21 protein-coding genes and 2 pseudogenes are annotated in these 23747 nt (G+C 57.1%); 5 read left to right on the top strand and 18 right to left on the bottom strand.

Going from position 1 to position 23747, the window contains the following annotated elements; genetic code table 11:
* The first annotated feature begins 255 nt into the window (after nt 1-255).
* Together CKW18_RS30430 and CKW18_RS27795 are read left to right on the top strand one after the other, a co-directional pair.
* A complete protein-coding gene (locus CKW18_RS30430; protein ID WP_141233170.1) occupies nt 256-1458 on the top strand; it encodes a hypothetical protein in 1203 nt (400 codons plus the stop codon).
* 471 nt (nt 1459-1929) lie between these two features.
* Nucleotides 1930-2925: a DUF4238 domain-containing protein gene (locus CKW18_RS27795; RefSeq protein WP_170947334.1), complete on the top strand. Its 996-nt coding sequence runs from the start codon at nt 1930-1932 to the stop codon at nt 2923-2925.
* Nucleotides 2926-3627: 702 nt separating this feature from the next.
* Here CKW18_RS27795 and CKW18_RS27800 read toward each other — a convergent pair.
* The 10 genes and pseudogenes from CKW18_RS27800 to CKW18_RS27845 all read right to left on the bottom strand — a co-directional run bounded on the left by CKW18_RS27800 (nt 3628) and on the right by CKW18_RS27845 (nt 12326).
* A protein-coding gene (locus CKW18_RS27800) for an IS3 family transposase (protein WP_371857655.1) occupies nt 3628-4847 on the bottom strand; the annotation gives its coding sequence in 2 pieces (ribosomal slippage) (nt 3628-4502 and nt 4502-4847; 1221 coding nt in all).
* A gap of 70 nt (nt 4848-4917) precedes the next feature.
* Nucleotides 4918-5160 (bottom strand): annotated as a pseudogene (locus tag CKW18_RS27805) (amino acid ABC transporter substrate-binding protein); the annotation flags it as partial.
* A gap of 166 nt (nt 5161-5326) precedes the next feature.
* A complete protein-coding gene (locus tag CKW18_RS27810; protein WP_095191715.1) occupies nt 5327-6142 on the bottom strand; it encodes a CoA ester lyase in 816 nt (271 codons plus the stop codon).
* On the bottom strand, nt 6139-6981 hold the full coding sequence (locus tag CKW18_RS27815) for a MaoC family dehydratase N-terminal domain-containing protein (RefSeq protein ID WP_095191716.1): 843 nt from the start codon (nt 6979-6981) through the stop codon (nt 6139-6141). Before CKW18_RS27815 ends, CKW18_RS27810 begins: the two co-directional genes overlap by 4 nt.
* 25 nt (nt 6982-7006) lie before the next feature.
* On the bottom strand, nt 7007-7963 hold the full coding sequence (locus CKW18_RS27820) for an electron transfer flavoprotein subunit alpha/FixB family protein (RefSeq protein ID WP_095191717.1): 957 nt from the start codon (nt 7961-7963) through the stop codon (nt 7007-7009).
* The gene (locus tag CKW18_RS27825; RefSeq protein ID WP_095191718.1) at nt 7964-8713 is read right to left on the bottom strand and encodes an electron transfer flavoprotein subunit beta/FixA family protein; all 750 of its coding nucleotides are present in this window, start codon (nt 8711-8713) and stop codon (nt 7964-7966) included.
* Nucleotides 8714-8750: 37 nt separating this feature from the next.
* Nucleotides 8751-9953, bottom strand: coding sequence for a CaiB/BaiF CoA-transferase family protein (locus tag CKW18_RS27830; RefSeq protein ID WP_095191719.1), 1203 nt, complete (start codon nt 9951-9953; stop codon nt 8751-8753).
* A 19-nt stretch (nt 9954-9972) separates the two neighbouring features.
* Complete coding sequence (locus CKW18_RS27835; RefSeq protein WP_008047692.1) at nt 9973-11136, bottom strand: acyl-CoA dehydrogenase family protein; 1164 nt, start codon at nt 11134-11136, stop codon at nt 9973-9975.
* Nucleotides 11137-11202: 66 nt separating this feature from the next.
* Nucleotides 11203-11799, bottom strand: a complete 597-nt coding sequence (locus CKW18_RS27840; RefSeq protein ID WP_095191720.1) for a thiamine pyrophosphate-dependent enzyme — start codon at nt 11797-11799, stop codon at nt 11203-11205.
* Nucleotides 11787-12326, bottom strand: a complete 540-nt coding sequence (locus CKW18_RS27845; protein WP_048381779.1) for a thiamine pyrophosphate-binding protein — start codon at nt 12324-12326, stop codon at nt 11787-11789. The genes CKW18_RS27840 and CKW18_RS27845 overlap by 13 nt, the downstream gene beginning before the upstream one ends.
* Before the next feature lie 565 nt (nt 12327-12891).
* On the opposite strand from CKW18_RS27845, the gene CKW18_RS27850 reads away from it, so the two are divergent.
* Nucleotides 12892-14196: a dicarboxylate/amino acid:cation symporter gene (locus CKW18_RS27850; protein ID WP_095191721.1), complete on the top strand. Its 1305-nt coding sequence runs from the start codon at nt 12892-12894 to the stop codon at nt 14194-14196.
* Between the two features lie 196 nt (nt 14197-14392).
* Here CKW18_RS27850 and CKW18_RS27855 read toward each other — a convergent pair.
* From CKW18_RS27855 to CKW18_RS27890, 8 genes and pseudogenes are all read right to left on the bottom strand, one after another.
* Nucleotides 14393-15054, bottom strand: a pseudogene (locus tag CKW18_RS27855) (RraA family protein).
* A gap of 80 nt (nt 15055-15134) precedes the next feature.
* Nucleotides 15135-16481 carry an MFS transporter gene (locus tag CKW18_RS27860; protein ID WP_256587115.1) on the bottom strand — a complete coding sequence of 449 codons (1347 nt, stop codon included), beginning with the start codon at nt 16479-16481 and terminating at the stop codon, nt 15135-15137.
* A 229-nt stretch (nt 16482-16710) separates the two neighbouring features.
* Complete coding sequence (locus CKW18_RS27865; RefSeq protein WP_095191723.1) at nt 16711-17376, bottom strand: RraA family protein; 666 nt, start codon at nt 17374-17376, stop codon at nt 16711-16713.
* A 120-nt stretch (nt 17377-17496) separates the two neighbouring features.
* A complete protein-coding gene (locus tag CKW18_RS27870; RefSeq protein WP_095191724.1) occupies nt 17497-18393 on the bottom strand; it encodes a LysR family transcriptional regulator in 897 nt (298 codons plus the stop codon).
* A gap of 111 nt (nt 18394-18504) precedes the next feature.
* Entirely contained in the window at nt 18505-19719 is a 1215-nt protein-coding gene (locus CKW18_RS27875; RefSeq protein ID WP_095191725.1) for a pyridoxal phosphate-dependent aminotransferase, read from the bottom strand.
* Nucleotides 19716-20354: an RraA family protein gene (locus CKW18_RS27880; RefSeq protein WP_095191726.1), complete on the bottom strand. Its 639-nt coding sequence runs from the start codon at nt 20352-20354 to the stop codon at nt 19716-19718. The genes CKW18_RS27875 and CKW18_RS27880 overlap by 4 nt, the downstream gene beginning before the upstream one ends.
* Nucleotides 20354-21016, bottom strand: coding sequence for an RraA family protein (locus CKW18_RS27885; protein ID WP_095191727.1), 663 nt, complete (start codon nt 21014-21016; stop codon nt 20354-20356). The genes CKW18_RS27880 and CKW18_RS27885 overlap by 1 nt, the downstream gene beginning before the upstream one ends.
* Nucleotides 21016-21681 carry an RraA family protein gene (locus CKW18_RS27890; RefSeq protein WP_095191728.1) on the bottom strand — a complete coding sequence of 222 codons (666 nt, stop codon included), beginning with the start codon at nt 21679-21681 and terminating at the stop codon, nt 21016-21018. The genes CKW18_RS27885 and CKW18_RS27890 overlap by 1 nt, the downstream gene beginning before the upstream one ends.
* Nucleotides 21682-21786: 105 nt before the next feature.
* On the opposite strand from CKW18_RS27890, the gene CKW18_RS27895 reads away from it, so the two are divergent.
* The gene (locus tag CKW18_RS27895; RefSeq protein WP_048381811.1) at nt 21787-22680 is read left to right on the top strand and encodes a LysR family transcriptional regulator; all 894 of its coding nucleotides are present in this window, start codon (nt 21787-21789) and stop codon (nt 22678-22680) included.
* A 106-nt stretch (nt 22681-22786) separates the two neighbouring features.
* Nucleotides 22787-23602 (top strand): alpha/beta fold hydrolase, encoded by an 816-nt coding sequence (locus CKW18_RS27900; RefSeq protein WP_095191729.1) that lies wholly within the window; start codon nt 22787-22789, stop codon nt 23600-23602.
* Nucleotides 23603-23747: the final 145 nt, after the last annotated feature.

Genomic DNA, 23747 nt, shown 5'->3' on the forward strand with positions numbered 1-23747 from the left:
CGAGGTGCTCGCGGCGGCTAAAAACGCAGAAATACGCGGATGATCTGATCGTTTTGGTCGATTCGCCGTTTTCAAAATCAGCGGAGGCTGAAGTCAGCCAGAAAAGCGTGACTACTTCAGACCATCCTTAGGGGTTTGCCGATCAGCGAGTTAGCACATGGCTGCTGTCTCGGGATCCTGTTCGAGGTGGCGCCATGATATCATCGTCACCTATGTTCATCAGATCACCATGCGCAGACAATTGGAGACGGCCCAATGTGGTTCCACGGAATTAAGGATATTCCACGGTACGAACATTATCGACTGAAGCAAGTGCGGAAGAAGGCATCTTGGGAAAAGCCCATGGTACCAGGTGGGACGCCACTATCAGTTGATCCAATGCACTTTATTTATGCGTCTACTCGCGCTTCAATACTCGGACAGAAAGTAGGCCTTAGAGGGCAGTTGGCTGGACAAGGGTTGGGAGCAGTCGCTCTATGCTATCTTACACCGCGATTCGCCAGCTCAAGAATTAAGCCCTCTAATAAAATCTTCCTTCATCATAACTTTAGTCATGCTAAAGACTTCATTGGTTCAAGTATCAAAGGGACAATCGGAGCGTCCTTGGCTTACCTGGAGATGCAAGATCAGGGCTATGCATGGTGCGGTCACTGGGAAGACTGCATCGCACCCGCGGTTTCAACTATAAGTTCCCCAGCATCGACGCTCAAAGCTACCAGTTCGACCACAGCCAAAGCCCCTACACCCGACTTTGTATTTGCTTCCTCCGGCAATGTATGTTTAGTCGATGCTAAAGGGTCTGCTCGAACGATGAAGGAAGTCCGACTCATCGCTAAGAATGAGTGGAAGCGCCAAATCTATTCAAATAGACTGACACAGCTATCTAATGGTGGTACAGCCACCGAAGGCCGTATCATCGCGGCTACGTTGGTAAATCCGGGTGGGGTCGGGCTGGTTACTGCTTATGGCCGGTTTCCAAGCGCGGCTCATAGTTCAGCCACGCTTGCTCCGAGCCGAGTCAGTACTACAAGCAAAGCAATAAAATCAGTTCAGAAAGTCAATTTTACCAATGCATTCTATCTTTTAGGGTTGAATGCGATGGCAAAGCATTTCATTGGTGGGCCAGTGAGTCAGGCTAGAGATGAACTGAATAACGCTCGGTTAAGCGTCACCGACATCGATGACTTTGGTGCTGTCTACACAGGTGCTCCGAGATTTATAGACTTGGACGGTCAAGGTGCATGGACAATGCAGACATTCTGTAGGATCGATGTTCTTGAGGAGGCTTTTGAGAACCTCTCGTCTGATGATGCCCCGGCAGTTGCTGAGACCCCACCCATTTTGGCTCTCCGTCCTGAGAAAATTGACATTTCCGGAGATGGGAGAATCAAAAATTCCGACCAAGTGGTACTCCAAAGTCGCGATGGAGTCGGAGCGATTTTCAAGCGCGTGAAGTAAGGTGTGCGCTTGCATGGTGTTTTGTGACTGAGTATGCATAAAGTCACTATTGGATTTTGGTGCAGCGTCATCGACGCGTTGATCGGACTATTAGCGGTCATTCGCCTGCTAGCTGGACACGAAAGGCCATTGCATGAGATCGGGTAGATGTTGAGAGCTATCTTCGGCCTGGCATGGGAAGCGCTTGTGGTTGGTAGAGGAGCCGCGGGAAGATGCTGTTCACCCATCGTCAGGGAGACAACGCTGATTCTTACTTTGAGTCGCTGACGCCTGTCATATGCACGGATGGCTGATCGGCGAGGTACGAACGTGAACTTCTGCGCGCGCCGGAAAACCCCAATACCAAGGATCACTGCAACAATTAACATTATTAACAAACCTCAAACATTTCACTATCCGCCAAATCTTGATTGCGATGACTATCAATTAGCACCGCAATAATAGGTGGTTTTTATTATGCAGGGAGTTTACATGGAAGAGCACGAGCTGTTTGACTTATCAACCTTGAAAAACAAAAAGAGACAACATTACGTATCTAAGTTTTATTTAGAACTATGGCTAACCAATAAAAAGCTGCATGTACTTAGGCGTATAGATGGAGAGGAACATCCATTTGAAAAGTCGGATGTTGCAGATATTGCCATTAAGAATTACTTCTATAATCTTGAAATGGATTCCGTGGTGTGGGATGCGTTAAACTATATCTTCGAACAAAAATCTGCGACGAATCCTTTCATAAAAAAATTTCTTCAGGATACCTTTTTCTTTAAAGCGGCCGATGATGTGTTAAATAAGGGTATCGGAGTCGTTAAAGAAATTCCGGAGATGAAGAAAAATGCTCAAGAAATACTCAGGCATCTAAAGAAGCATCACTTGGAAGACGCTTATGCAGGTATTGAGTCGGCAGTATCTGCGGAAATAAAGGAACTTAGTAATAGTCAAGCGGACTATTTGTTAAATCCTCCAACGACGAAAACATTCCAGCATTTGCTGATTTTTTACTGTTTTCAAATTTTCAGAACCAAGCAAAAAATCAATGAAGTTGGCGAGTACATGTCCACTTTTCACCTGGTGTCTAACCATGGGAAAATCACTCTCACCGACGTTCAAAAGCAAGCATTATTGAAATGTATTTTGTACATTAACTCCTATGAGTTATGTCTGGAGTTAGAGAAGGCCGGCTGCATTATGCGGATCTCGGTTAACAAAACTGAATTGGACTTCATCACAACTGATTGCCCAGCCATGTACTTCGAAAAAACTGATTCGGTGCCTCAGTACAAGGCTTATGGCCTCATGCCGTTGTCACCTAGACTCTTTATGAATATTTGTATCCCTCACGAGCCCAGCGGGGGCGGATCATTACTTGTCCAGAATATGGAATCCATTGACGAGGTGAGAAGCACAAATAGGCTAATTAAAAGCCGGGCTTATGAGTTTGTATTTTCAACTCAGGAACTAAATTAAGTATTTTGCGGGATGAAAATTGACACGAGATCTTCCAGCAAGGGCCAGTTCGATTTCATGAGATGAAGCCACCGGACCTGGGTAAGAATGCCGAGCAGCTCTACCGACTTTTCAACATTCCTGCTCAGGGTACGTGATCCAGCATTGCCGTAAAAAATCGGGGCTGCTGTGCGTAAACAGGCAATTGCCCTCGCGTTTATGCAAAACCTCACAGTGCCTCGCCGAGTTTTATAGATGGCGTCACGACTATACAACTGCTTCACGCCAATGGAATTTGGCCACCGCTGGGTTTTACTCCTGCTCACTGCCAAGGCCGTGGGTGAAGCGCCCTATCTGACTGCACGCTCATGGGCGTAGTTCATGCTCGCTTGAGCGTGTAATCAAGTGGTTGGGCTCGACCATGCTGAGCCATTTACGATCTGATTGACATCAGATGCTGGATTACTAAACAAATGCGTCGAGCAACCAGCGATGAATCGGGGAGGGCAGCGATCCATGAGTGCATTTGGCAAATTATCGAGGCCTCCTGATAACCGCTCGCCATTGCAATGCAATGGCTGGGCGCCGATCTGTGGTAGTGCCAAGTAGAATTTGAGTTCACCCTCAAGCTTGGCGGTGCGAAACCTCGACACATCGCATCTTCCAGAACCGCTGCAGTTACTCACTGGACTTGCCCCTACAAAACCGGACACCAACTCCCAGTTAAATTGATGCCACTGCCAAGCGCCTGAACTCCCTCGGTGAGCGATAGTTCAAGGCGCTGTGCGGATGCTGCTCGTTGTAGTGTTCGAAGGCAATCGCCAGGTTACGCAGCGCCGTTTCCCGATCCGGCTTGGGCATGTGCGCCACGTAGTCACGCTTGATCGTCTTCACGAAGCTCTCGGCCATGCCATTACTCTGCGGGCTACGCACTGGTGTGGTCACCGGCTGCAAGCCGATCTGCCGAGCAAACAGGCGCGTCTGTTCGGCGGTGTAGGCCGAACCGTTATCGCTGAGCCACTGCACCGGCGTTGCAGGCAGTTGATCACCGAAGCGCTTCTCCACACTTTCCAGCATCAAGTCGCGGATATCATCGCCGCTGTACCCGGTCGGGCTCGCGACCCAGCCGATGGCTTCGCGATCACAGCAGTCCAGGGCGAAGGTCACGCTCAGTTTAGCGCCGTCCTCACAACGGAACTCAAAGCCGTCCGAGCACCAACGCGTATCGCTGGTTTGCACCGCAATACGGCCTTCGTGCCGACGCGGCACGCCGGGTTGTTTGATCCGGCGCTCAAGCAGCAGGTTGTGATCACGCATCACCCGGTAAACCCGCTTCACGTTGATCGCAGGTAGCAGCTGGGTTTCACGGGCGCGACGCAGCAATCCCCAGACTCGACGGTAGCCATAGCTGGGCAGCTCGCTGACCTGTTGCTGGATTTCGGCCACCAACTCAGCGTCGTTCACAGGCCTGCTTCGCCGTGTCTTGGGCGATACCGATTGCTTGATTCGAACCGTTAATTGCGAGCGCGCCACACCGAGACATTCGCTGACCAGTTTCACTGGTCGTCCCCCGGCAACAAGGGTGAGTGCGCAATCCATTTTCGCGACCGGGCGATCTCCACGGCCTCTTTGAGGATTTCCGCTTCCATCGTTTTCTTGCCCAACATCCGTTGCAGTTCACGGATCTGCTTGAGCGCATCGCTCAGCTCGGAGGCCGGTACCACGGCTTCGCCAGCACTGACCGCCGATAGACTGCCGTCCTGGTACAGCTTGCGCCACAGGAACAACTGGTTGGCATTGATGCCGTTGCGCCGAGCCACGACCGAAACGCTTTGTCCTGGTTCAAGGCTCTCTCGAACCATGGCCAGCTTTTGCTCTGGGCTCCAGCGACGACGCCGCTCCTGGCCCAAAAGCTCATCACTCTTATCGTTGCTATTAGTCATAAACATAACCGTTTGCCTATCCCTTATCGTAAGGGGGAAACGGTGTCCTGTCTTTCATGGGGCTCGTTCACATACCGAGTTCTTGCTTGATAGCCTCGACAATCTTTAATTGAATGTCATGGGAGTAGCCCACCGGCTGACCGGATCCGTCGGCAATATAAGAGAAGGGAATGGACGAGTCTCGGTGACCCAGGGTGATGGTTCCCGAGGTCCTGATTTTCTTGAGCGTGCCGGTGAGTTCGGCAGCCATAAGGGGAGTACTGCTTAAGGCCGCAGTCAGGGTAACGCCCAGGATTGTAGGGAAGGCACGCATCAAAAGCTCCTCATAAGGGGCAGGCGAGTCTTTTTCGGACTCGCCCATCTTTGGCTCGGCGAAAGGTCTCGCGGAGCTTGGTGATTTGCCGGTTGTCAGTGACGGTCCAGGCAGACGGTCCGTGCGTTACAGAATTCGCGCACGACGCAAGAGTGCTGCCGTCGAGTCAGGTCGCGCGCGCCAGGATGGCCTGTGCACGGCCTATGACAGGCGCATCGACCATTTGCCCATCGAGCACGAATACACCTTCACCCGAACTGGCGGCGTCCATGATGCGTTGCGCCCAGTGCAGTTCCTCCAGACCGGGTTTTAGCGCTTGATGGATAATCGCCACTTGGCTCGGATGGATACATAGCGCGCCACCAAACCCCATTTCGCGGGCAAACTGAACGGTGCTGTGCAGGCCGACGGTGTCCTGTATGGAAGGAAACACGCCATCCAGCGCCGGAGCGAGGCCGGCCACCCGAGTCGCGAGCAGTACTGCGTATCGAGCGTGGCTCAGGATCTCTTCGGCGGCATGGCTGCCGGTGGTCAAGTTCAGGTCCAGGCCCAGATCAAGGCTGCCGAACGACAAGCGTTCAACGCCCTGGGCCTGGGCAATCGCTTGGAGTTCGGCCAGGCCCTTGGCGCTTTCGATGATGGGCCAGATCGGCTTTTGGGTATTGGCAGCCGTGAGGACGTGCTCCGCGCTTTCTGCTTTGGGCAGCAAAACTCCGATCACGGCGGCGTGTCGTCGACAAAGCTCCAGATCTGCCACGTGGGCCCAGTGATCCGGGGCATTCACTCGCACCAGAATCGGGGCGTCCGGATTGTCACTCAAGAAGCGCTCCAGGTTATCCCTGGCCTGTTCCTTGAGGTTTTCCTGCACGGCATCTTCCAGATCAACAATGACCCGGTCCGCACCGGTAGCGATGGCTTTGGGTATGCGCTCTGGACGAGTGGCCGGCACAAACAGGGCGGAGCGAACAATGGACGTATTCATGGTGTTTCTCCCGCGCTGAACTCGACTTCGCCGATCTGCGCTGTACCGTCCTGATTACCTGCCCAGAGCTGTGCCTTGCCGCTGTCGATCAGACGTCCGCCGACCTCGAAAGGGTGAGGCGAAATCAAAGGTCGGACGCCACGGAAGGTGAAGCGCTTCAAGCGCGCGTTCGGGTGCGCTTTGGTAAAGGCACGCAGATTCAGGGTGGCGATCAAAGGACCATGCACCACCAATCCCGGGTAACCTTCGGTCTCTGTGACGTATGGCCAGTCATAGTGAATTCGATGGCCATTGAAGGTGACGGCGGAGTAGCGGAACAGCAGGGGCGCCAAGGGCTCGACGCGTGCCTGCCATTGGCCTTCAGGGAGTGCTTCGGTGCCGCTCAGTTTGGGAGGAGTGGGTTCCCGATAGACGATGTCTTGCTCATCTTGAAGAGCGCGTTTGCCATCCTGGAAATACTCATGGCGTACCGTGACAAACAATAAGAAACCCGTGCGACCGTGCTTCTCTTCGACGTTGAGAATGGTTGATACACAGGTCACGTCAGCCTCCACCTTCAACGGCTGGTAAAACTCAAGTCGACTACCCGCCCACATGCGATTGCGGTTGTGGGCCGGCGGCAGGAATCCTCCGAGCGCCGGATGACCGTCCGGGCCCAGTTCGTCGGCGGTAACCGATTCCTGAAAAAACGCCCAGTGCCACAAGGGGGGGAGTGGTTCGCCAGGCTGCGGTGCCACTTCGCTCAACGTCGCGGCAATTCGTTTCACCAAAGTGAAACTGATCCGGTCCTGGCTTTCCTGACGACGTCCAATCCAGGCTGAAAAATCGGTACTGCTCATATTTATCGCTCCTGTCGGTCGGTGATCAGGCCAGGGCGGCCATTTCTGGAATCGCTTCGAACAAATCCGCCACCAGGCCGTAATCGGCCACCTGGAAGATCGGCGCTTCTTCGTCCTTGTTGATCGCAACGATCACCTTGGAGTCTTTCATGCCGGCCAGGTGCTGGATCGCGCCGGAGATACCGACGGCGATGTACAGCTGTGGAGCAACGATCTTGCCGGTCTGACCGACCTGCATGTCATTGGGTACGAAATCTGCGTCGACCGCGGCGCGGGAAGCACCGACGGCAGCGCCCAGCTTGTCGGCCAGGGCGTACAGGTGTTTGAAGTTGTCGCCGTTCTGCATGCCGCGCCCGCCGGAAACGACGATCCTGGCAGCGGTCAGTTCCGGACGATCGGACTTGGCCAGTTCTTCACCAACGAAGCTCGAAGTGCCTGCGTCGTGGGCAGCGGCAACGGCTTCAACCGATGCCGAACCACCTTCAGCGGCCACCGGGTCGAAACCGGTAGCACGTACGGTGATCACTTTCACGGCAGCGTTCGACTGCACGGTGGCGATGGCGTTACCGGCGTAGATCGGGCGCTTGAAGGTGTCAGCGCTTTCCACCGAGATGATCTCGGAGATCTGGTCAACGTCCAGCGCAGCGGCAACGCGCGGCAGGATGTTTTTGCCGTTGGAGGTGGCGGAGGTCAGGACATGGCTGTAAATCGTGCGTTGTTCGATGACCAGATTCGCGACTAACGGAGCTACGTTTTCCGGCAGCAGATTGGCGTAAACGGCGTTGTCGGCGACCAGCACTTTGGCCACGCCAGCGATTTTCGCAGCCGCCTCAGCCACTGCACCGACAAATGCGCCGGCCACCAGAACGTGGATGTCACCACCGATTTTAGCCGCAGCCGCCACGGTGTTCAGCGTGGCCGGGGCCAGGACTTTGTTGCCCTGCTTGTCATTGGAATAGTCAGCAATCACCAGGATTGTCATTCAGATCACCTTCGCTTCGTTCTTCAGTTTCTCGACCAGTTCAGCCACCGACTTGACCTTGATACCCGCGCTGCGTGCAGCAGGCGCTTCGACTTTCACGGTCTTGAGGGTGGCGGCGGTGGAAACGCCCAAAGCGTCCGCGGTCACTACTTCGAGAGGCTTCTTCTTGGCTTTCATGATGTTGGGCAGAGACGCGTAGCGCGGCTCGTTCAAACGCAGGTCGGTGGTGACGATGGCCGGCAGTTTCAGGGAAACCGTCTGCGCGCCGCCGTCGACTTCGCGAGTCACGGCAACGGTGTCGCCGCTGATTTCAACTTTGGACGCGAACGTGCCCTGACCGTAGCCGCTCAATGCAGCGAGCATCTGGCCAGTCTGGTTGTTGTCGCTGTCGATGGCCTGTTTGCCAAGGATCACCAGCTGAGGCTGTTCCTTGTCGACAACAGCTTTCAACAGTTTGGCAACAGCCAGGGAAGTCAGGTCTTCGGCGGACTCGACGAGGATGGCGCGGTCGGCACCCAGAGCCAGCGCGGTACGCAGTTGCTCTTGAGCGGTGGACGGGCCTACGGAGACGACGACGATTTCAGTCGCAACACCCTTCTCTTTCAGGCGTACGGCTTCTTCCACGGCGATTTCGCAGAACGGGTTCATCGACATCTTCACGTTGGCGAGGTCGACGCCGGAACTGTCCGCCTTGACGCGAACTTTCGCGTTGTAATCGACGACGCGTTTCACAGCTACCAGGATCTTCATGGGGCAGTGTTCACTCGAAAATAGTTGTTCGTTGCAATCAGATGGCCCCGGCGGCACGCATTTCTTCAATGCGCTCCGTCCCCAGCCCCAATTCCTTGAGTAGCTGTTCGGTGTGTTGGCCTAGGCCCGGCACGGCATCCATACGAGGCTCGAACGCACTGTTGCTACCGGGCGGGATCAGGCTTGGAATGGGGCCGGCAGAGGTTTCGACTTCTCGCCAACGGTCACGGGCCTGAAGTTGCGGATGGTCCCAGACACCTTGCATATCGTTCACCCGAGCGTTGGCGATGTGCGCATGGTCCAGGCGATCAATCACCGCATCGAAATTGAGCGTGGCGAACGATTCAATGATCAGTTCCCGTAGCGCGTTTCGGTTCTCGACACGTTTGAAGTTGGCGGAGAAACGCGGGTCTTTGGCCAGCTCGGGTGCAAGCAGTACCTTCTCGCAAAACAGCTGCCATTCACGCTCGTTCTGCAAACCCAGCATCACGGTGGTGCCGTCACCGACAGGGAAGGGGCCGTAGGGATAAATGGTGGCGTGCGCAGCACCGGCGCGAGGGGGCGGTGGTGCTCCGTCGTAGGCGTAGTACATCGGGTAGTTCATCCACTCGACCAGGCTTTCGAGCATCGAAACATCGAGGTGGCTGCCTTCACCGGTGCGTTCACGCAACAACAGCGCGGACAGGATGCCGGTGAAGGCGTACATGCCGGCCGCGATATCGGCAATTGAACAACCGGCCTTGGCCATTTCTTCCTCGCCCTGGCCGCCGGTGACCGACAGGAAGCCGCCTTCACTCTGGATCAGCAGGTCGTAGGCTTTCTTCTTCTCATAGGGGCCACCGGCGCCATAGCCTGAAATGTCGCAGACGATCAGGCGCGGAAATCGCTGATGTAACACCTCAAATGACAGCCCCATTCGCGCAGCCGCACCAGGCGCCAGGTTCTGCACGAGCACATCGGCGGTGGCCAGCAAACTGTCCAGCACCTCAGTGGCCGAATCTTGCTTCAGGTCGAGGGTCAGGCTTTCTTTCGAACGATTGGTCCAGACAAAGTGCGAGGCCAGACCGTTGACGCGTTGGTCGTAGCCCCGGGCGAAATCGCCTGTGCCTGGACGTTCGACCTTGATCACCCGGGCGCCGAGGTCGGCCAGTTGTCGGGTGCAGAAGGGCGCTGCAATAGCGTGCTCAAGGCTGACGACGGTCATGCCATCGAGCGGACGGAGGCCTTTGGGCTGGCTCATGATGTTATCTCTCTTGTTATTAGAAAGAGCGCGGCAGCTCGAGCAGGTGTTCGGCAACGTACGACAGGATCAGGTTGGTGGAGATGGGCGCTACCTGGTACAGCCGGGTTTCACGGAACTTGCGCTCGACGTCGTATTCGCAGGCGAAACCAAAACCGCCGTGGGTTTGCAAGCAGGCGTTGGCCGCTTCCCAGGACGCCTTCGCCGCCAGGTACTTGGCCATGTTGGCGCTGGCCCCGGCATTGATGCCGCTGTCGTATTCCTCGCAGGCACGCCAGCGCATCAGGTCAGCCGCTTCGATTTCGATGTGGGCTTCGGCGATGGGGAACTGCACGCCCTGGTTCTGCCCGATAGGGCGCCCGAACACCACGCGATCGCGGGCATAAGCACTGGCCTTTTCGATAAACCAGCGACCGTCGCCAATGCATTCGGCAGCGATCAGGGTGCGTTCGGCATTCAGGCCGTCGAGGATGTACCTGAAGCCTTTGCCTTCCTCGCCGATCAGACTGTCTGCGGGGATCTCCAGGTTGTCGAAGAACAACTCGTTGGTCTCGTGGTTGACCATGTTGGCGATCGGCTGCACGGTCATGCCGTTGCCGATGGCCTCGCGCAGATCGACGAGGAAGATCGACATGCCTTCGGACTTCTTTTTCACCTCGGCCAGCGGCGTGGTGCGTGCCAGCAGGATCATCAGGTCGGAATGCTGGATTCGCGAGATCCACACTTTTTGTCCGTTGATCACGTACTTGTCGCCGCGTTTGATCGCGGTGGTCTTGATCTTGGTGGTGTCGGTGCCGGTGGTGGGCTCGGTCACACCCATCGATTGCAGGCGCAGTTCACCGTTGGCCAGTTTCGGCAGGTAGTAGCTTTTCTGTGCCTCGCTGCCATGACGCAGCAGGGTGAACATGTTGTACATCTGCCCGTGAACGGTGCCGGAGTTGCCGCCACAGCGGTTCACTTCTTCGAGGATGACCGAGGCTTCGGCCAGCCCGAGGCCGGAGCCGCCATATTCGACAGGAATCATCGCGGCCAGCCAGCCGGCGTCGGTCAGGGCTTTGACGAAGGTTTCCGGAAAGCCTTTTTCTTCGTCGATTTTGCGCCAGTAAGCGGCATCGAATTCAGCACACAGGGCGCGCACGCCCTCGCGGATGGCATTGAGTTCTTCAGAGTTGCGGTCAGTCATTATTATTCTCCTCAACGCGTCACGCATGGCATCGGCCCTTCGTGACCGGGTCCGGGTAGGGCGCAATCAGATCGGGTTGAAACCCAGCGCGGCACGAAAGCGATTCTTGATGTAGTGACCATCACGCGGTGGCAGTACACGTGGCGGGTTTTCCGCCTTGATCTTGATCGTTGCGAGCTTGACGCCATCGCGGGTAGCGAAGCGTTCGCGCAGATTGTGTACGCCTTCCATGTCGCGAATTTCGTCGGTCCAGCTGAAACCGCAGGTCTTCGCCACCTGGTCCAGGGAAATACCGAAACCGGCGTGGCTGACTTGCATGCCGGTCTCGCCAAAGTGCCCGTTATCGAGTACGGCGATGGTCAGGTTGGCGGGTTTTTGCAGCGAGACGGTGGCCAGAGCACCGAAGCCCATGAGCAACTCACCGTCACCGGTGATCACCACCACAGACTTGTCCGGCTGAGCGTTGGCCAGGCCGAGGCCGACCGTGATGGCGCTGCCCATGGCGGCCCAGAGGTAGTAATTCAGATCATTGTCACCGGCGGCCATGACGTCATAGGACGCCGAGCCCAGACCTGTCACGACCAGCACATCTTTGCGGTCGGCCAGCAAGGCCTTGACCACTTCGCGACGGCACAGGGTGTGGTTTGCGCTTACTTGACCCATTTCTTTTCTCCAATCAGGCGCTGGCCGAGCAGCAGGGCAGTGGCGGAATCACCGTTGAACGCCATAGTCGCGGCACCGTGCAGCAGCGGGGCGACCTCTGTAGGGACGTCCGCGCGCCAGGTCATGACCTTCATCAGGTTCAGGGAAGCTTCGGTGGCTTGGCCCATCGGGTTCTGCCACGCATTGAATTCGGCCCAGTCGCCGCGCATGGTGACCACCATCAACAGCGGGAAACCGGCACACACCTGAAGTGCCAGGGTATTGATGCAGTTACCGACACCGCTGGATTGCATCAAGAGGGCACCCCGTTCACCGCCGAGCCAGGCGCCGGCGAGGTAGCCGATACCTTCTTCTTCGGTGGTGAGGACAACGGCCTTGATGTCCGGGTCGGCATACGACATGCGGATGGCCGCCGAGTGACCTGCGTCCGGTACGAAGACCACGTGTTTGACGTCGTGGGCCTTGAGCACGCGGAATACGTCCTCCTGCCAATCCTGTCCCACGGTTTGTTCAGCTTCTGTTGACATGCCTATCTCCCAAGCAGTGCTGCTTTTGTGTTTTCACCCATTCTGGGAGCGCTGAAGGAGAACGACGACTACCGTTTTTGTCTTTGAGATATGCCCGTTTTGTATAGCTGGGCGGTGAATGCGTGGCGCAGCAGTGAGCGGCGATAACCACGAATTATGGGAAAGGGAAAACCGAGAAATTGCCGTTGGAGAAAACGCGGACTTTGAGCGCGCCGCCATCGCATTTGGGCATATCTGGTAGAGCGCGATCGGCTCTTATTGGGGGAGCAGCACTAGCGTAGTTTCCGGCTACGTCGGTACAGCGCGTAACCGACGCAACCACAACTATAAGATCCGAGGGTTGCACCTATGTATGACAGCCTCCTGCAGTTGGCTTGCCCCGTCCTGTCCTCTGTCCATGATCTGTTCCACCCGCATCCATCCTCGGCCTGCCGATACAGGCACTTTGCACTTGCCTTTTTCATTCCGTAGCACTGCGGCGGCCCTTGCGCTTTTCAACGCTGTCGCGTGATCACGCGGGCGTTTACCCAGGCTACTTTCCAGAAAATACGACAACAGGTGCGTTATGAAGAACAGGCTACCGGCTGCGGCAGGCATATTGATCGCCATGCTGCTGGGGATCCTTATCGGCTACATGATTTTCCTCAACTTCCCAGACAAAGCGGCGGCGATCAGGATCGCCGGGTACATCTCGATCATCTCCGACATTTTTCTACGCCTGATCAAAATGCTCATCGGACCTTTGGTGTTTTCGACGCTGGTAGTGGGCATCGCCCACATGGGCGACGCAAGCGCTGTGGGCCGGGTCTTTTGCAAGGCGCTGGGCTGGTTCGTCACCGCGTCTTTGATTTCGCTGTCGGTGGGGTTGGTCATGGCCAACCTGCTGCAACCCGGGCACAACCTGGGCTTGCCATTGCCAGAGGTGACCAGTGCGACCAACCTGCAAACGTCGGTGTTCACCCTCAAGGATTTCGCCACGCATTTGGTGCCCAGGTCTTTCGCCGAGGCCATGGCCACGAACGAAATTCTGCAGATCGTGGTGTTCTCGCTGTTTTTCGGCGTGGCGTTGGCTTCTCTGGGCAAGAAGGCCCAGGGGCTGATCAATGTCATCGAGGAGCTCTCCCAGGCGATGCTGAAAGTCACTGGATATGTGATGAAACTCGCGCCGCTGGCGGTGATGGCGGCCATGGCCGCGACCGTAGCGGTCAACGGGCTCTATATTCTGGTGAAATTCGCGGTGTTCATGCGCGACTTCTATTTCGGGCTGATAGTGCTCTGGGCGATGCTGGTCTTTGCCGGCTGGATGTTCCTGGGGCGGCGTGTATTCAAACTGGTGGTGCTGATCAGGGAGGCTTTCCTCCTGTCTTTCGCCACGGCCAGTTCCGAGTCGGCTTACCCGAAGATTCTTCATGCGCTGGATCGTTTCGGGGTCAGGCGCAGGATCTCCAGTTTCGTCATGCCCATGGGGTATTCCTTCAACCTCGACGGCTCGATGATGTACTGCACGTTTGCCGTGCTATTCATCGCTCAGGCCTATGGTATCGACATGTCTATCGGCACGCAGATCACTATGTTGTTGACGTTGATGCTGACCTCCAAAGGCATGGCCGGCGTGCCGCGCGCTTCGCTGGTGGTGATCGCGGCGACGCTGACGCAGTTCGATATTCCCGAAGCCGGCTTGCTGCTGATTCTGGGGATCGACACCTTCCTCGACATGGGCCGCTCGGCGACCAACGCGGTGGGTAACTCCATCGCCACGGCGGTAGTGGCCAAGTGGGAAGGCGAGTTGGTGAGTGAGGACGAGGCTGAGCGTCATGCTGCGGCGCAGCCTGTACAGAGTGACAACGGAGAAAAACCGCTGACGGTCTGACCTGTTATCGGTGCGTATTCAAGATAAAAGAGTGAGCATTCACAGGCGTGGCTGCTCGCCCTTTGTCGTTTATGCGAACGTTAGGGGCGACCACTTTTTTCGCAAAGACCCTGGACGTAACAGCAAAAAAAGCCCTCACATTGCACTGTCGTGGGCAGGCTGTGAGGGCAAAGGGAAAAGGGGCGTAGGGAGACGATCAGGACTTGCGTTGCAGGGTGTGGTAACCCAGCTCTGACCTGGCTTCCCTGAGGGATTTGCCTTCAGCGATCAAGGCGCGAATATGGGCTTCCACTGCTTCGATTGAGCGGGCACAGGCCGCCACTTCATGGGCTCGATCCCGGGGCACGATCACCACCCCGTTAGCATCGGCGATCACGATGTCTCTGGCGCACACGCGGGCCTGGCCGATAGACACCGGCTGATTTACGGACTCCACTTCGACCCGATCCTTCCCGGTACGCTGAAGCGGCCTTTGCTGAACAGTGGGTAGCCATCACCGAGTGCCTTGCTGACGTCCCGGCAGACACCGTCGATAACGGTCGCCGCAATCCGTTTGCTCCCGGCATATTGGGTCATGATGTCGCCCCAGACGGTGCAGTCGGTGCGCCCGTCATTGTCGATAACCACCACGTCGCCTTCTGCCACATCATCGATGAAATCTCCGACCGTTCCCGGCGGGCAACTGGCAGTGACATAGCGCACAGTGAAGGCCGGCCCGACCACCACTTGCCGATAATTGTCCAGGGGCATGACGCCCAGGCACTGCCCCGGCAGACCCAGTTTATCCAGGGCATCCGACACGCCCGGCGTATCCAGGCCTTCAAACAGGGCAACTAGTTCTTTGTCTTGGGGGGACATGTGTAACGCCTCGCAGTGATGACAGAATGTTCAGACAGAAGCCGCTCACATGAGCGGCTGGGCTTTGTTCGCAATGCATTTCAAGCCGGGGTGTTCAATTTCGCCCGAGGCTCGGAAATGGTCAGCAAGAGGATGAAACTGATAAATGAGCCGACCGCCAGCCAGGCGAACACATAGTTCCAGCCATAGTTGTCCAGCAGCAGCCCGGTAATGAACGGCGTCGCCGCCGCGCCCAACTGACCGATCATGTTCACGATGGCGTTGGAGATGGGGAACGTTTTTTTGGTGGTCAGGCCCATCGGGTAAACCATGTAGGAGGAAAAACCCAGGCTCAGCACAGCGCCGGTCAGCATCAGTAACAAGCCGTAGGGCAGGGGGTCGGCAGGCGAATTGATCAGCAGGTACATCATCAGCGAGGTGCCGAGCGCAGACAGCAGCATGCCCGGTTTACGTCGCCCACCCATCAACCGATCCGAGCAGAAACCACCTAGCAGGTTGCCGAGTACGGCGCCCACCCACGGCGCAGCCGACACCAGCCCCATGTTCATGATCGAGAACTGTTTGACCGTCATCAGGTAGGTCGGAATCCACGCCAGCAGTACGCTTGATACACCCAGTTGGAAGCAATAGCTGGTGGCGCAGCCCCAAATGTTCCAGGACCTGAATACCTGCCGGTTGGTCTCGAGTGGCGTTTCCTGGCGGGCACGTATGACTCGATCGAGTTTGCTCACCCAGGCTGGTGTCTTTTTGGGGCGGGTTTGCCGAGTCGCTTCAGTGCTGCCGGTTTCTTCGCTGATGTAGCTGAGCTCGGCTGCGTTGACGAACCGGCTTCGGGAGGGGTGGTCGGTGACCATGAAATACCAGACGACTGCCAGTGCGATCCCGGGCACGGCAAAGAAGTAGAAGATCTCTCGCCAGCCCCATACCGAAATGATCACGGCACACAGTGGCGGCACGATCACCGGCCCGAACTTGACCGCCGACAGAAAGATCCCTGACGCAGTGCCTTTTTCCCGTGCAGGAAACCAGTTGTTGATGGTCGTGGTCATGCTGATCGGCAGTGGACCTTCAGCGACGCCAAGACCCAGGCGATACAGCTTCAATGCCAACAGTGAGCCGGCGGTGCCTACCAGACCGGTCAGCAATGAGGTCAGTACCATGGCGCCCGGCAGGATCTTGCTGACGCCGAAACGGCCGAAGGCAAGGCCGGAAGGGATCTGTGCCAATGCATAGGCCAGCAGAAACAAACTCATCAACCCGCCGGCCTCGGCATTACTCATTTCAAACTCTTTACGAATGAACGGTAGCGCGACGCCCAGGTTGGCTCGGTCGGCGGCGGCAATGGTGTAGATCAAGAAAATCAGGGCCGCAACCACCCAACGGTATTTGCTGCGCACGGCTGGTTTTATGACTTCAGGCATAGACATGGGGCGGACCTTGTTTTTGTCGGTGTTGTCCGGCCAAAGTAATAATTATGAAACCGTAAAAAAAGCGACAAATACTCCTGTCAAAAGATCGCTTTTATTGATGGAACTTTGAGGCCTGATTCGCGTTGTATAAAATGTGCGCGCAAAAAAAAACCGGGCTGAAAGCCCGGCAAAAATAGCGCAGTCAAAAACGTGCTAAAGGGAATTCAGGATCGCTTCGTAGCGAAACTCAGTTCGCCAGTCCGGCCCTTTCCAGCACCTTGTCCAGCCATGACTGATCGATGGCGCCAGTGGCGATTTCGGCTTTGACCTGCTGTTCGTGCGCGTCATGCTCGCGCGCCTTGACCAACACCTGCTCGGCATGGTCGGGCGAGAAGGCAACCAGCCCATCCTCGTCACCGACAATGATGTCGCCCGGATTGATGATCATCCCGCCGATTGACACCGGGACGTTGATTTCCCCTGGGCCGCTTTTGTAGGGGCCGCAATGCACCACGCTGCGGGCATAGCACGGTGTGGCTTCAAAACTGGCGACATCGCGGATGGCGCCGTCGACGACGAAGCCGACACAGCCGCGTTGCTGGGCATAGAGCTTGATCAGCTCACCGATGACCGCGTTGGTCGCGTCACCCTGGGCGTCGATCACCAACACATGCCCCGGTTCGATCAGCGTCAGGGCCTTGTAGATGTAGAGGTTGTCACCGGGGCGAGTCTTCACCGTCAGGGCGGTGCCCACCAGTTTGCCGGTGTGGTTATAGCGCGTCAGACCCCGGGCACCGATGTGACGCCCGAGGTTGTCGCTGATATGCGGCGTGACGACGCTCTGAAAAGCGTCCAGCAGCGAGCGTGGCGCCTGGGGTGGAGAAGGGTAGATGCGTGAACCGGGCAATGACATAGCGACCTCCATGAACGACTGAACCCTTGTGGGCTATGCGTTCATAGTAAGAAAGGTCGCTCGGCACTATTAGCGATATTTATCTATGCAAAAGCATCGCTTTTTTTCTTGTTTCAAGAGCTAAATCACCATCCGGCTGAAATCACAGCAATCTGCCGCCAGACGTGCAACTTCGACACTGAGGCCCTGAAGACGATCGGAGCGGTGCACGGCGATGTATTGGATGGGAGGCAGCGCAGGCTCGGTTTCGATGACCAGCAGCCGGCCCTGGTCCACCAATGGCGAGAGACACTGGCGAGGCAGGTAGCTGATGCCGACACCGGACAGGGTCAGGCCCAACTGGGCGATCAGGTAGTTGCTTTTGATCGTACGGTGGACCCGGACGTCATTCTGGGCAAACCAGCGCTCATAGATCAACCCGGTGCCGGAGCCGCCGCCCTGAGTCAGGACGGTGTACGAGGAAATAGCCTGGATGTTCATGATCTCGTTACCCTGATGCAGCGAAGGTGCACACATCCAGGCGTTCTCCACTGAACTCAGCGGCGTGCTGACGAAACGCGCGTCGGCAAAGATGTCGGGAACGATGATCAGGTCGAGCTGATCGTTCTCCAGTTTGGCCACCAGTTCGGTGCTGAGCTCGACCGAGGGTTCGAGTACCACTTTGGGATAAGCACTGCGAATACCCTCGACCAGCGCCGGCAGCCAAGTCATGGCGGTCAGCTCGGTGACGCCGATGCGAAAGCGCCTGACCAACACTTCCTTGGAGCTTATGCGTTCAAGCAAGTAATCGCGCTGGCGCAGAATCTCCGTGGCCTGCTCGAACAACTCCGTGCCTTTTTCCGTCAGACGCGCACTGCGTTTGGAACGATCAAAGATCGGCATGTCGAAGGCATCTTCCAGCTCCTGAATACGCTTGGAGATGGCTGACTGGGACATGTTCAGTTTCATGGCTGCGGATTCGAAGCTACCCAGTTCCACAATCCAGTAGATGGCTTCCAGTTGCTTGAACGTGATCATGGCTCAGGCTCGATTGAAAAAAGTGATCGATTGTTTACCAGAAGCATCGAGTTAACGCAGCTGATAAACAGCAAAACCCGGCCATGGCCGGGTTGGTTTTTCAGCGGCGGATTAACGCAGGCTGGTACAGAACGAGCGGATGGACTCGCAGGCCTTGCGCAATGAAGCGTCATCCAAGGCGTAGGCAATGCGAATGTAGGGGCCGAGGCCAAAAGCGCTGCCATGCACCACCGCCACATTCGCTTCGTTGAGCAGTGCATGGGCGACATCTTCGTCAGTGTGCAGCACTCGACCGCCCGCGGAGGTACGACCGATCAGCCCCGTACAGGAAGCGAACGCGTAAAATGCCCCCGCTGGGCTGACGCATTCAAGACCTGGTGTGGCGTTCAAAAGCTCCACCATCAAATTGCGACGCCCCTGGAACGCGGCGCGGCTTTCGCGGATGAAGTCCTTGGGCCCCTCCAGCGCGGCGAGTGCGGCCTGTTGCGAAATCGAGCTTGCCCCCGAGGTTTGCTGACCTTGCAGTTTTTCCATGGCCTCCAGCAGCCAGCGTGGCCCTGTGGCAAAACCGATGCGCCAGCCGGTCATGGCGTAGGCCTTGGAAACGCCGTTCATGGTCAGGGTACGCGCCACCAGCCGTGGTTCAACCTGGGCCAGGGTATGGAACGCTTGATCGTCGAAGATCAGGTGTTCGTAGATGTCATCGGCCAGAATCAACACATGAGGATGTGCCAACAACACCTGCGCCAAGGCGCGAAGTTCATCCCGGCTGTACACCGCCCCCGTCGGGTTGGACGGCGAGTTGAGGATCAACCAGCGGGTCTGCGGGGTGATCGCCGCGGCCAGCGCCACGGGCGTCAGCTTGAAACCGGTATCGGCATCGCAGGTGACGATTCTGCTTTCACCTCCGCACAGTTGAACCATCTCTGGATAACTGACCCAGTACGGCGCCGGCACTATGACTTCGTCACCCTCATTGAGGGTTGCTGCCAGGGCGTTGTAGATCACCTGTTTGCCACCGTTACAGACGAGGGTGTCTTGCCAGGTGACGTCCAGGCCATTCTCGCGGCGGAACTTGGCGGCCACCGCTTCTCGCAGTGAACGTACACCGGCGACCTGGGTGTAGCGGGTGTGCCCATGTTCGATGGCGTGAATGGCCGCTTCACGTACATGCTTGGGCGTATCGAAATCAGGCTCGCCGGCGCACAGCGAAATGATCTGCGCACCTTGTGCACGACGCTCCGCCACCCGGTCCATGATTCGGTAAGTCGCGGACGGCTGCGCGCTGGCCAGGCGCTGGTTCAGCCGCTGGATATCGGCGCTCATGCGCGGGTTCTCCACTCAGTCAGGTTCATTAGTTCCAGGGTCGAGCGGCCTTCGGTCAACGCCTGCATCATCTGCGCTTCCTTGTTCGCCCTTGCTTCACCTTCTGCCAGGGTGCGTGCCGCATCCGCCTTGGGAATGATGATCACACCGTCATCATCGGCCACCACCCAGTCACCCTGGGCCACGAAGGCACCGTTGAAATTGAACGGTTGCCCCACTGACGGCGCACTGACCTTGACCGTGCCTTTCACCGAGACACCGCGGGCAAACACCGGGAACTGGCGTTTCTTCAGGGCCGCAATATCCCGCACGCCACCATCAATCACCAGCCCGACCACGCCAGCCGCTTCGGCCGCCACCGTGAGCACTTCGCCCCAATAACCGGCGATGAAACCACCCGTACCGACAACCAGCACGCTGCCACGGGGCACTCGTTCCATCGCCAGGTGCAGGGCGAGGTTGTCTCCCGGCGAACATTCCAGAGGGTAAGCGGGGGCGGAGATGAAGGCGCCGTCCCAGATCGGGTGGATCGCACTGTCGACCGCGCAAGGCAGATGGGACGCTTCATATAGCGTTGAACTGCCCAGCACTTTTGCCCGCGCATGAAAATCCAGGGGGAGGGGGAGCGTGGTCATCAGACTTTCCTCTGCAGGCTGTGGTAACCCAGTGCGGCACGGGCTTCTTTAAGGGTTTTGCCTTGGCTGATCAGGGCACGAATGTCGGCTTCGATCGATTCGATCTGGCGAGCACATGCCGCCACTTCAGCCGCACGGGCGCGGGGGACGATTACCACGCCGTTGGCGTCAGCGACCACGATGTCGCGGGCACAGACTCGGGCCGTACCGATGGACACCGGCTGGTTGACCGACTGAACCTGTACGCGGTCTTTGCCGGTGCGCATGAAACGGCCCTTGCTGAAGATCGGGTAACCGTCGCCCAGCGCTTTGTTGACATCCCGGCACACGCCGTCGATGACCGTGGCAGCGATCTGCCGGGTGCTGGCGTATTGGGTCATGATGTCGCCCCATACGGTGCAGTCGGTGCGGCCGCCGTTGTCGATAACCACCACATCACCTGGTGCCACGTCTTCGATGAAATCACCCACAGTGCCTGGAGGAACGCTGGCCGAGACGTACTGCACAGTGAAGGCAGGTCCGACGACGACCTTGCTGTAATTGTCCAGTGGCGCCACGCCGAGGCATTGGCCGGGCAGCCCGAGTTTGTCCATTGCATCGGACACGCCTGGGGTGTCCAGGCCTTCAAACAAGGCGACCAGCGTTTTGTCTTCAAGATTCATCAGGCGTGCTCCACGCGGATCGCTTCGAACTGGGTGTCATGCATCACCTCGGCCACCGAGCGACCGTTGCGAACGGCTTCCACCATGCCGTCCTGCCGGCGGGCGATCCGCTCGCCGAGGTCGAGTACCTTCTCGATTTCAGCCTGGGGAATAAACACCGTCCCGCAGGTATCGGCGATCAGATAGTCATCTTCACTGACGTCGACACCGGCCACGGTGATTGTTACGCCCGCATCAATCTGCACCACCCGATTGCGCGCGCTGATCATGGTCACGCCGCGGCCGTAAACTGGGTAGCCAATCGCTTCGCTGCCGTCGATGTCGCGACTGAAACCGTCGATCACCGTGCCGCGAACGTGCTTGCCGGCTGCGGCGTTGGCAAGGATGTCGCCCCAGCAGGAAATACCTTCGATTCCGCCGGCGATCACCAGTACGCGATCGTTGCTGGCAATCTGTTCAACCACCGGGGTAATCAGGTGCACCGTGGGTGCGCTGTCGAATTTTGGGGCGAGCAGAACCGTACTGGCGCGGCCGACGATTTTCGGACAGTCCCACAGCGGGCGCAGCCCCACGGTGGCACCCGGCAAGCCGAGGAAATCGAGCGCATCGGACACTGTGTTGGTGTCCAACGCTGCCAAGCGATCCAGCAAACTCTTGTTAGTCATGGGAGAGCCCCTGTGGTGACGGAGGCGCCCAGTGTCAACGAGGCAGTTTGATAGGTATATTACTAATCACAGAAGCATTAGATACGTTAAACCTATGGAATGATCATGATCAATTTCCGCCTGATTCGTCACCTCTGGTTATTCCTGGCCGTGGCCGAAGAACAGAATTTCGGCCGCGCCGCCAAGCGCCTGGGAATGTCCCAACCCCCCCTGAGCGAACAGATCCAGGTGCTGGAGCAGGCTCTCAAGGTCAAGCTGTTCGACCGTTCGCGACGCGGGGCGAAACTGACCCCCGTCGGCGCAGCGATCCTGCCGGCAGTGCGCAAATTCGCCGAACAACTGGAGCGCCTGGAACTAGCGGTGGAAGAGGCGGTGGCGGGGCAGTCAGGGATGTTGACCATCGGCGCGATTTCCACGGCCATGTTTGATGTATTGCCAGGCTTGATCGAGCAACTGAAGAGCGATTACCCGCATCTCACTGTCTCTGTGCGGGAGATCGACAGTGTCGAAGCGGTTCCTGCGCTGGAAGCCGGCGACATCGACCTGGCTTTCGCCCGCCTGGACGGCGACCTCGGGGCCTCGATCAAATCGTTGCCGCTGACCGAGGATCGGCTGGTCGTAGCCTTGCCCATTGATCATCCATTGGCTTCGCGCAAGCGGATCAGCCTGTCCAGTTTGTCCAACGAGTCGTTGGTGATGTTTTCCCGCAAGGTCAGCCCGGTCTACTTCGACAACCTGATCGCGACCTGCCGGGCCAGCGGATTTTCCCCTCGGGTGCTGCATGAAGTGCGCTCTGTGGCTTCGCAAATTGCGTTTGTCAGCTATGGACAAGGCATTGCCCTGGTCCCGGCCTCACTGAAAAAACTCGCGCCCGATAATGTGGTGTTACGACCGCTGAGCAAACCACTGAATGTCGTGACTACCGCAGTGGCCTGGAATACGGACAGGGCCAATCCGCTGGTGGAAGAGTTGGTCGCCCGGTTTCGAACCCAGTCCTGATAGGTTTGACGTATCAAAGCGTTCCCCAATCAGTCATTTACAGTAGGCGCGATACCCTTGAAATTGTGCGCCATGCGACAATCCATTCGTTCAAGGAGTCATCCACGTGTCCTCGCAAGAGCCCTTCATTCAAACGCAACTCCCTCTAATAGTGGAGGGTGTCCAACTGGACATCGCCGCCATTCACCGCGCTGGAACCCTGGCGCCCATCGTGTTCCTGCATGGTTTTGGCTCGACCAAGGAAGACTATGCCGACATCGTGCAGCAAGCCGCATTCGCCGGACATCCTTTCGTCGCCTACGATGCGCCGGGTTGCGGGGAAAGCCAGTGCAGTGACCTTTCCAAAATCTCCATTGAATTTTTGATGAGGACGGCACTGCAGGTGCTCGAGCATTTTGGCTTTGAGCGCTTTCATTTGGTCGGCCACTCCATGGGTGGACTGACCGCATTGATGCTCGCTTATCAGTTCCCGAACAGGGTGCTCAGCTTCGTCGATATCGAGGGCAATATCGCCCCGGAAGACTGCTTCCTCAGTCGTCAGGTGGTCGACTATCCTGCCGCGGATGACGAAGCATTTTTTGCCGCCTTCATCGAGCGCACGCGGCATGCGCCAGCCTATGCCAGCGCACTCTATGCCGCGAGTTTGAAGCACAAGGTGCGTGCCGGTGCAGTGCGAGGGATATTCCAGTCGATGGTTGATCTCTCCGATAACGCCGACCTGATGGGCAAGTTTCTCGGATTGAAATGCCCGCGCATGTTCATGTACGGCGAGCAGAATGCATCACTGTCTTACTTGCCGCATATCCAGGCCCAGGGTGTGCGGTTGGCGCAAATTCCTGAGTGCGGGCACTTCCCGATGTACTCCAACCCGATTGTAATGTGGCAGCAGATCGCCGATTTTCAGGCAGGCACTGCGCAATGACGCAAAAAGGGCCCGGCAGGCTAATGCCGATCAGTTAAGCCCTTTTGCTTGACCTTTGGCCGCAAGAAATCAAAATCCGATGCCTGAATAGGCATCGGATTTTTTTATGCGTCTGGCTCGGGCACTGGAACTCACCCACAACTTC

The sequence above is a fragment of the Pseudomonas sp. Irchel 3E19 genome, assembly GCF_900187585.1.
GTDB classification, from domain to species: Bacteria; Pseudomonadota; Gammaproteobacteria; order Pseudomonadales; family Pseudomonadaceae; genus Aquipseudomonas; species Aquipseudomonas baetica.

Excerpts from the sequence above, each read along its gene's own strand:
- CKW18_RS27830 (WP_095191719.1), bottom strand. The coding sequence starts at position 9,953 with ATGAGCCAGCCCAAAGGCCTCCGTCCGCTCGATGGCATGACCGTCGTC.
- CKW18_RS27890 (WP_095191728.1), bottom strand. The coding sequence starts at position 21,681 with ATGACTAACAAGAGTTTGCTGGATCGCTTGGCAGCGTTGGACACCAAC.
- CKW18_RS27815 (WP_095191716.1), bottom strand. The coding sequence starts at position 6,981 with ATGAGCAGTACCGATTTTTCAGCCTGGATTGGACGTCGTCAGGAAAGC.
- CKW18_RS27825 (WP_095191718.1), bottom strand. The coding sequence starts at position 8,713 with ATGAAGATCCTGGTAGCTGTGAAACGCGTCGTCGATTACAACGCGAAA.
- CKW18_RS27840 (WP_095191720.1), bottom strand. The coding sequence starts at position 11,799 with ATGGGTCAAGTAAGCGCAAACCACACCCTGTGCCGTCGCGAAGTGGTC.
- CKW18_RS27875 (WP_095191725.1), bottom strand. The coding sequence starts at position 19,719 with ATGAGCGCCGATATCCAGCGGCTGAACCAGCGCCTGGCCAGCGCGCAG.
- CKW18_RS30430 (WP_141233170.1), top strand. The coding sequence starts at position 256 with ATGTGGTTCCACGGAATTAAGGATATTCCACGGTACGAACATTATCGA.
- CKW18_RS27860 (WP_256587115.1), bottom strand. The coding sequence starts at position 16,481 with ATGTCTATGCCTGAAGTCATAAAACCAGCCGTGCGCAGCAAATACCGT.
- CKW18_RS27835 (WP_008047692.1), bottom strand. The coding sequence starts at position 11,136 with ATGACTGACCGCAACTCTGAAGAACTCAATGCCATCCGCGAGGGCGTG.
- CKW18_RS27880 (WP_095191726.1), bottom strand. The coding sequence starts at position 20,354 with ATGACCACGCTCCCCCTCCCCCTGGATTTTCATGCGCGGGCAAAAGTG.
- CKW18_RS27865 (WP_095191723.1), bottom strand. The coding sequence starts at position 17,376 with ATGTCATTGCCCGGTTCACGCATCTACCCTTCTCCACCCCAGGCGCCA.
- CKW18_RS27850 (WP_095191721.1), top strand. The coding sequence starts at position 12,892 with ATGAAGAACAGGCTACCGGCTGCGGCAGGCATATTGATCGCCATGCTG.
- CKW18_RS27820 (WP_095191717.1), bottom strand. The coding sequence starts at position 7,963 with ATGACAATCCTGGTGATTGCTGACTATTCCAATGACAAGCAGGGCAAC.
- CKW18_RS27845 (WP_048381779.1), bottom strand. The coding sequence starts at position 12,326 with ATGTCAACAGAAGCTGAACAAACCGTGGGACAGGATTGGCAGGAGGAC.
- CKW18_RS27895 (WP_048381811.1), top strand. The coding sequence starts at position 21,787 with ATGATCAATTTCCGCCTGATTCGTCACCTCTGGTTATTCCTGGCCGTG.
- CKW18_RS27795 (WP_170947334.1), top strand. The coding sequence starts at position 1,930 with ATGGAAGAGCACGAGCTGTTTGACTTATCAACCTTGAAAAACAAAAAG.
- CKW18_RS27870 (WP_095191724.1), bottom strand. The coding sequence starts at position 18,393 with ATGATCACGTTCAAGCAACTGGAAGCCATCTACTGGATTGTGGAACTG.
- CKW18_RS27810 (WP_095191715.1), bottom strand. The coding sequence starts at position 6,142 with ATGAATACGTCCATTGTTCGCTCCGCCCTGTTTGTGCCGGCCACTCGT.
- CKW18_RS27885 (WP_095191727.1), bottom strand. The coding sequence starts at position 21,016 with ATGAATCTTGAAGACAAAACGCTGGTCGCCTTGTTTGAAGGCCTGGAC.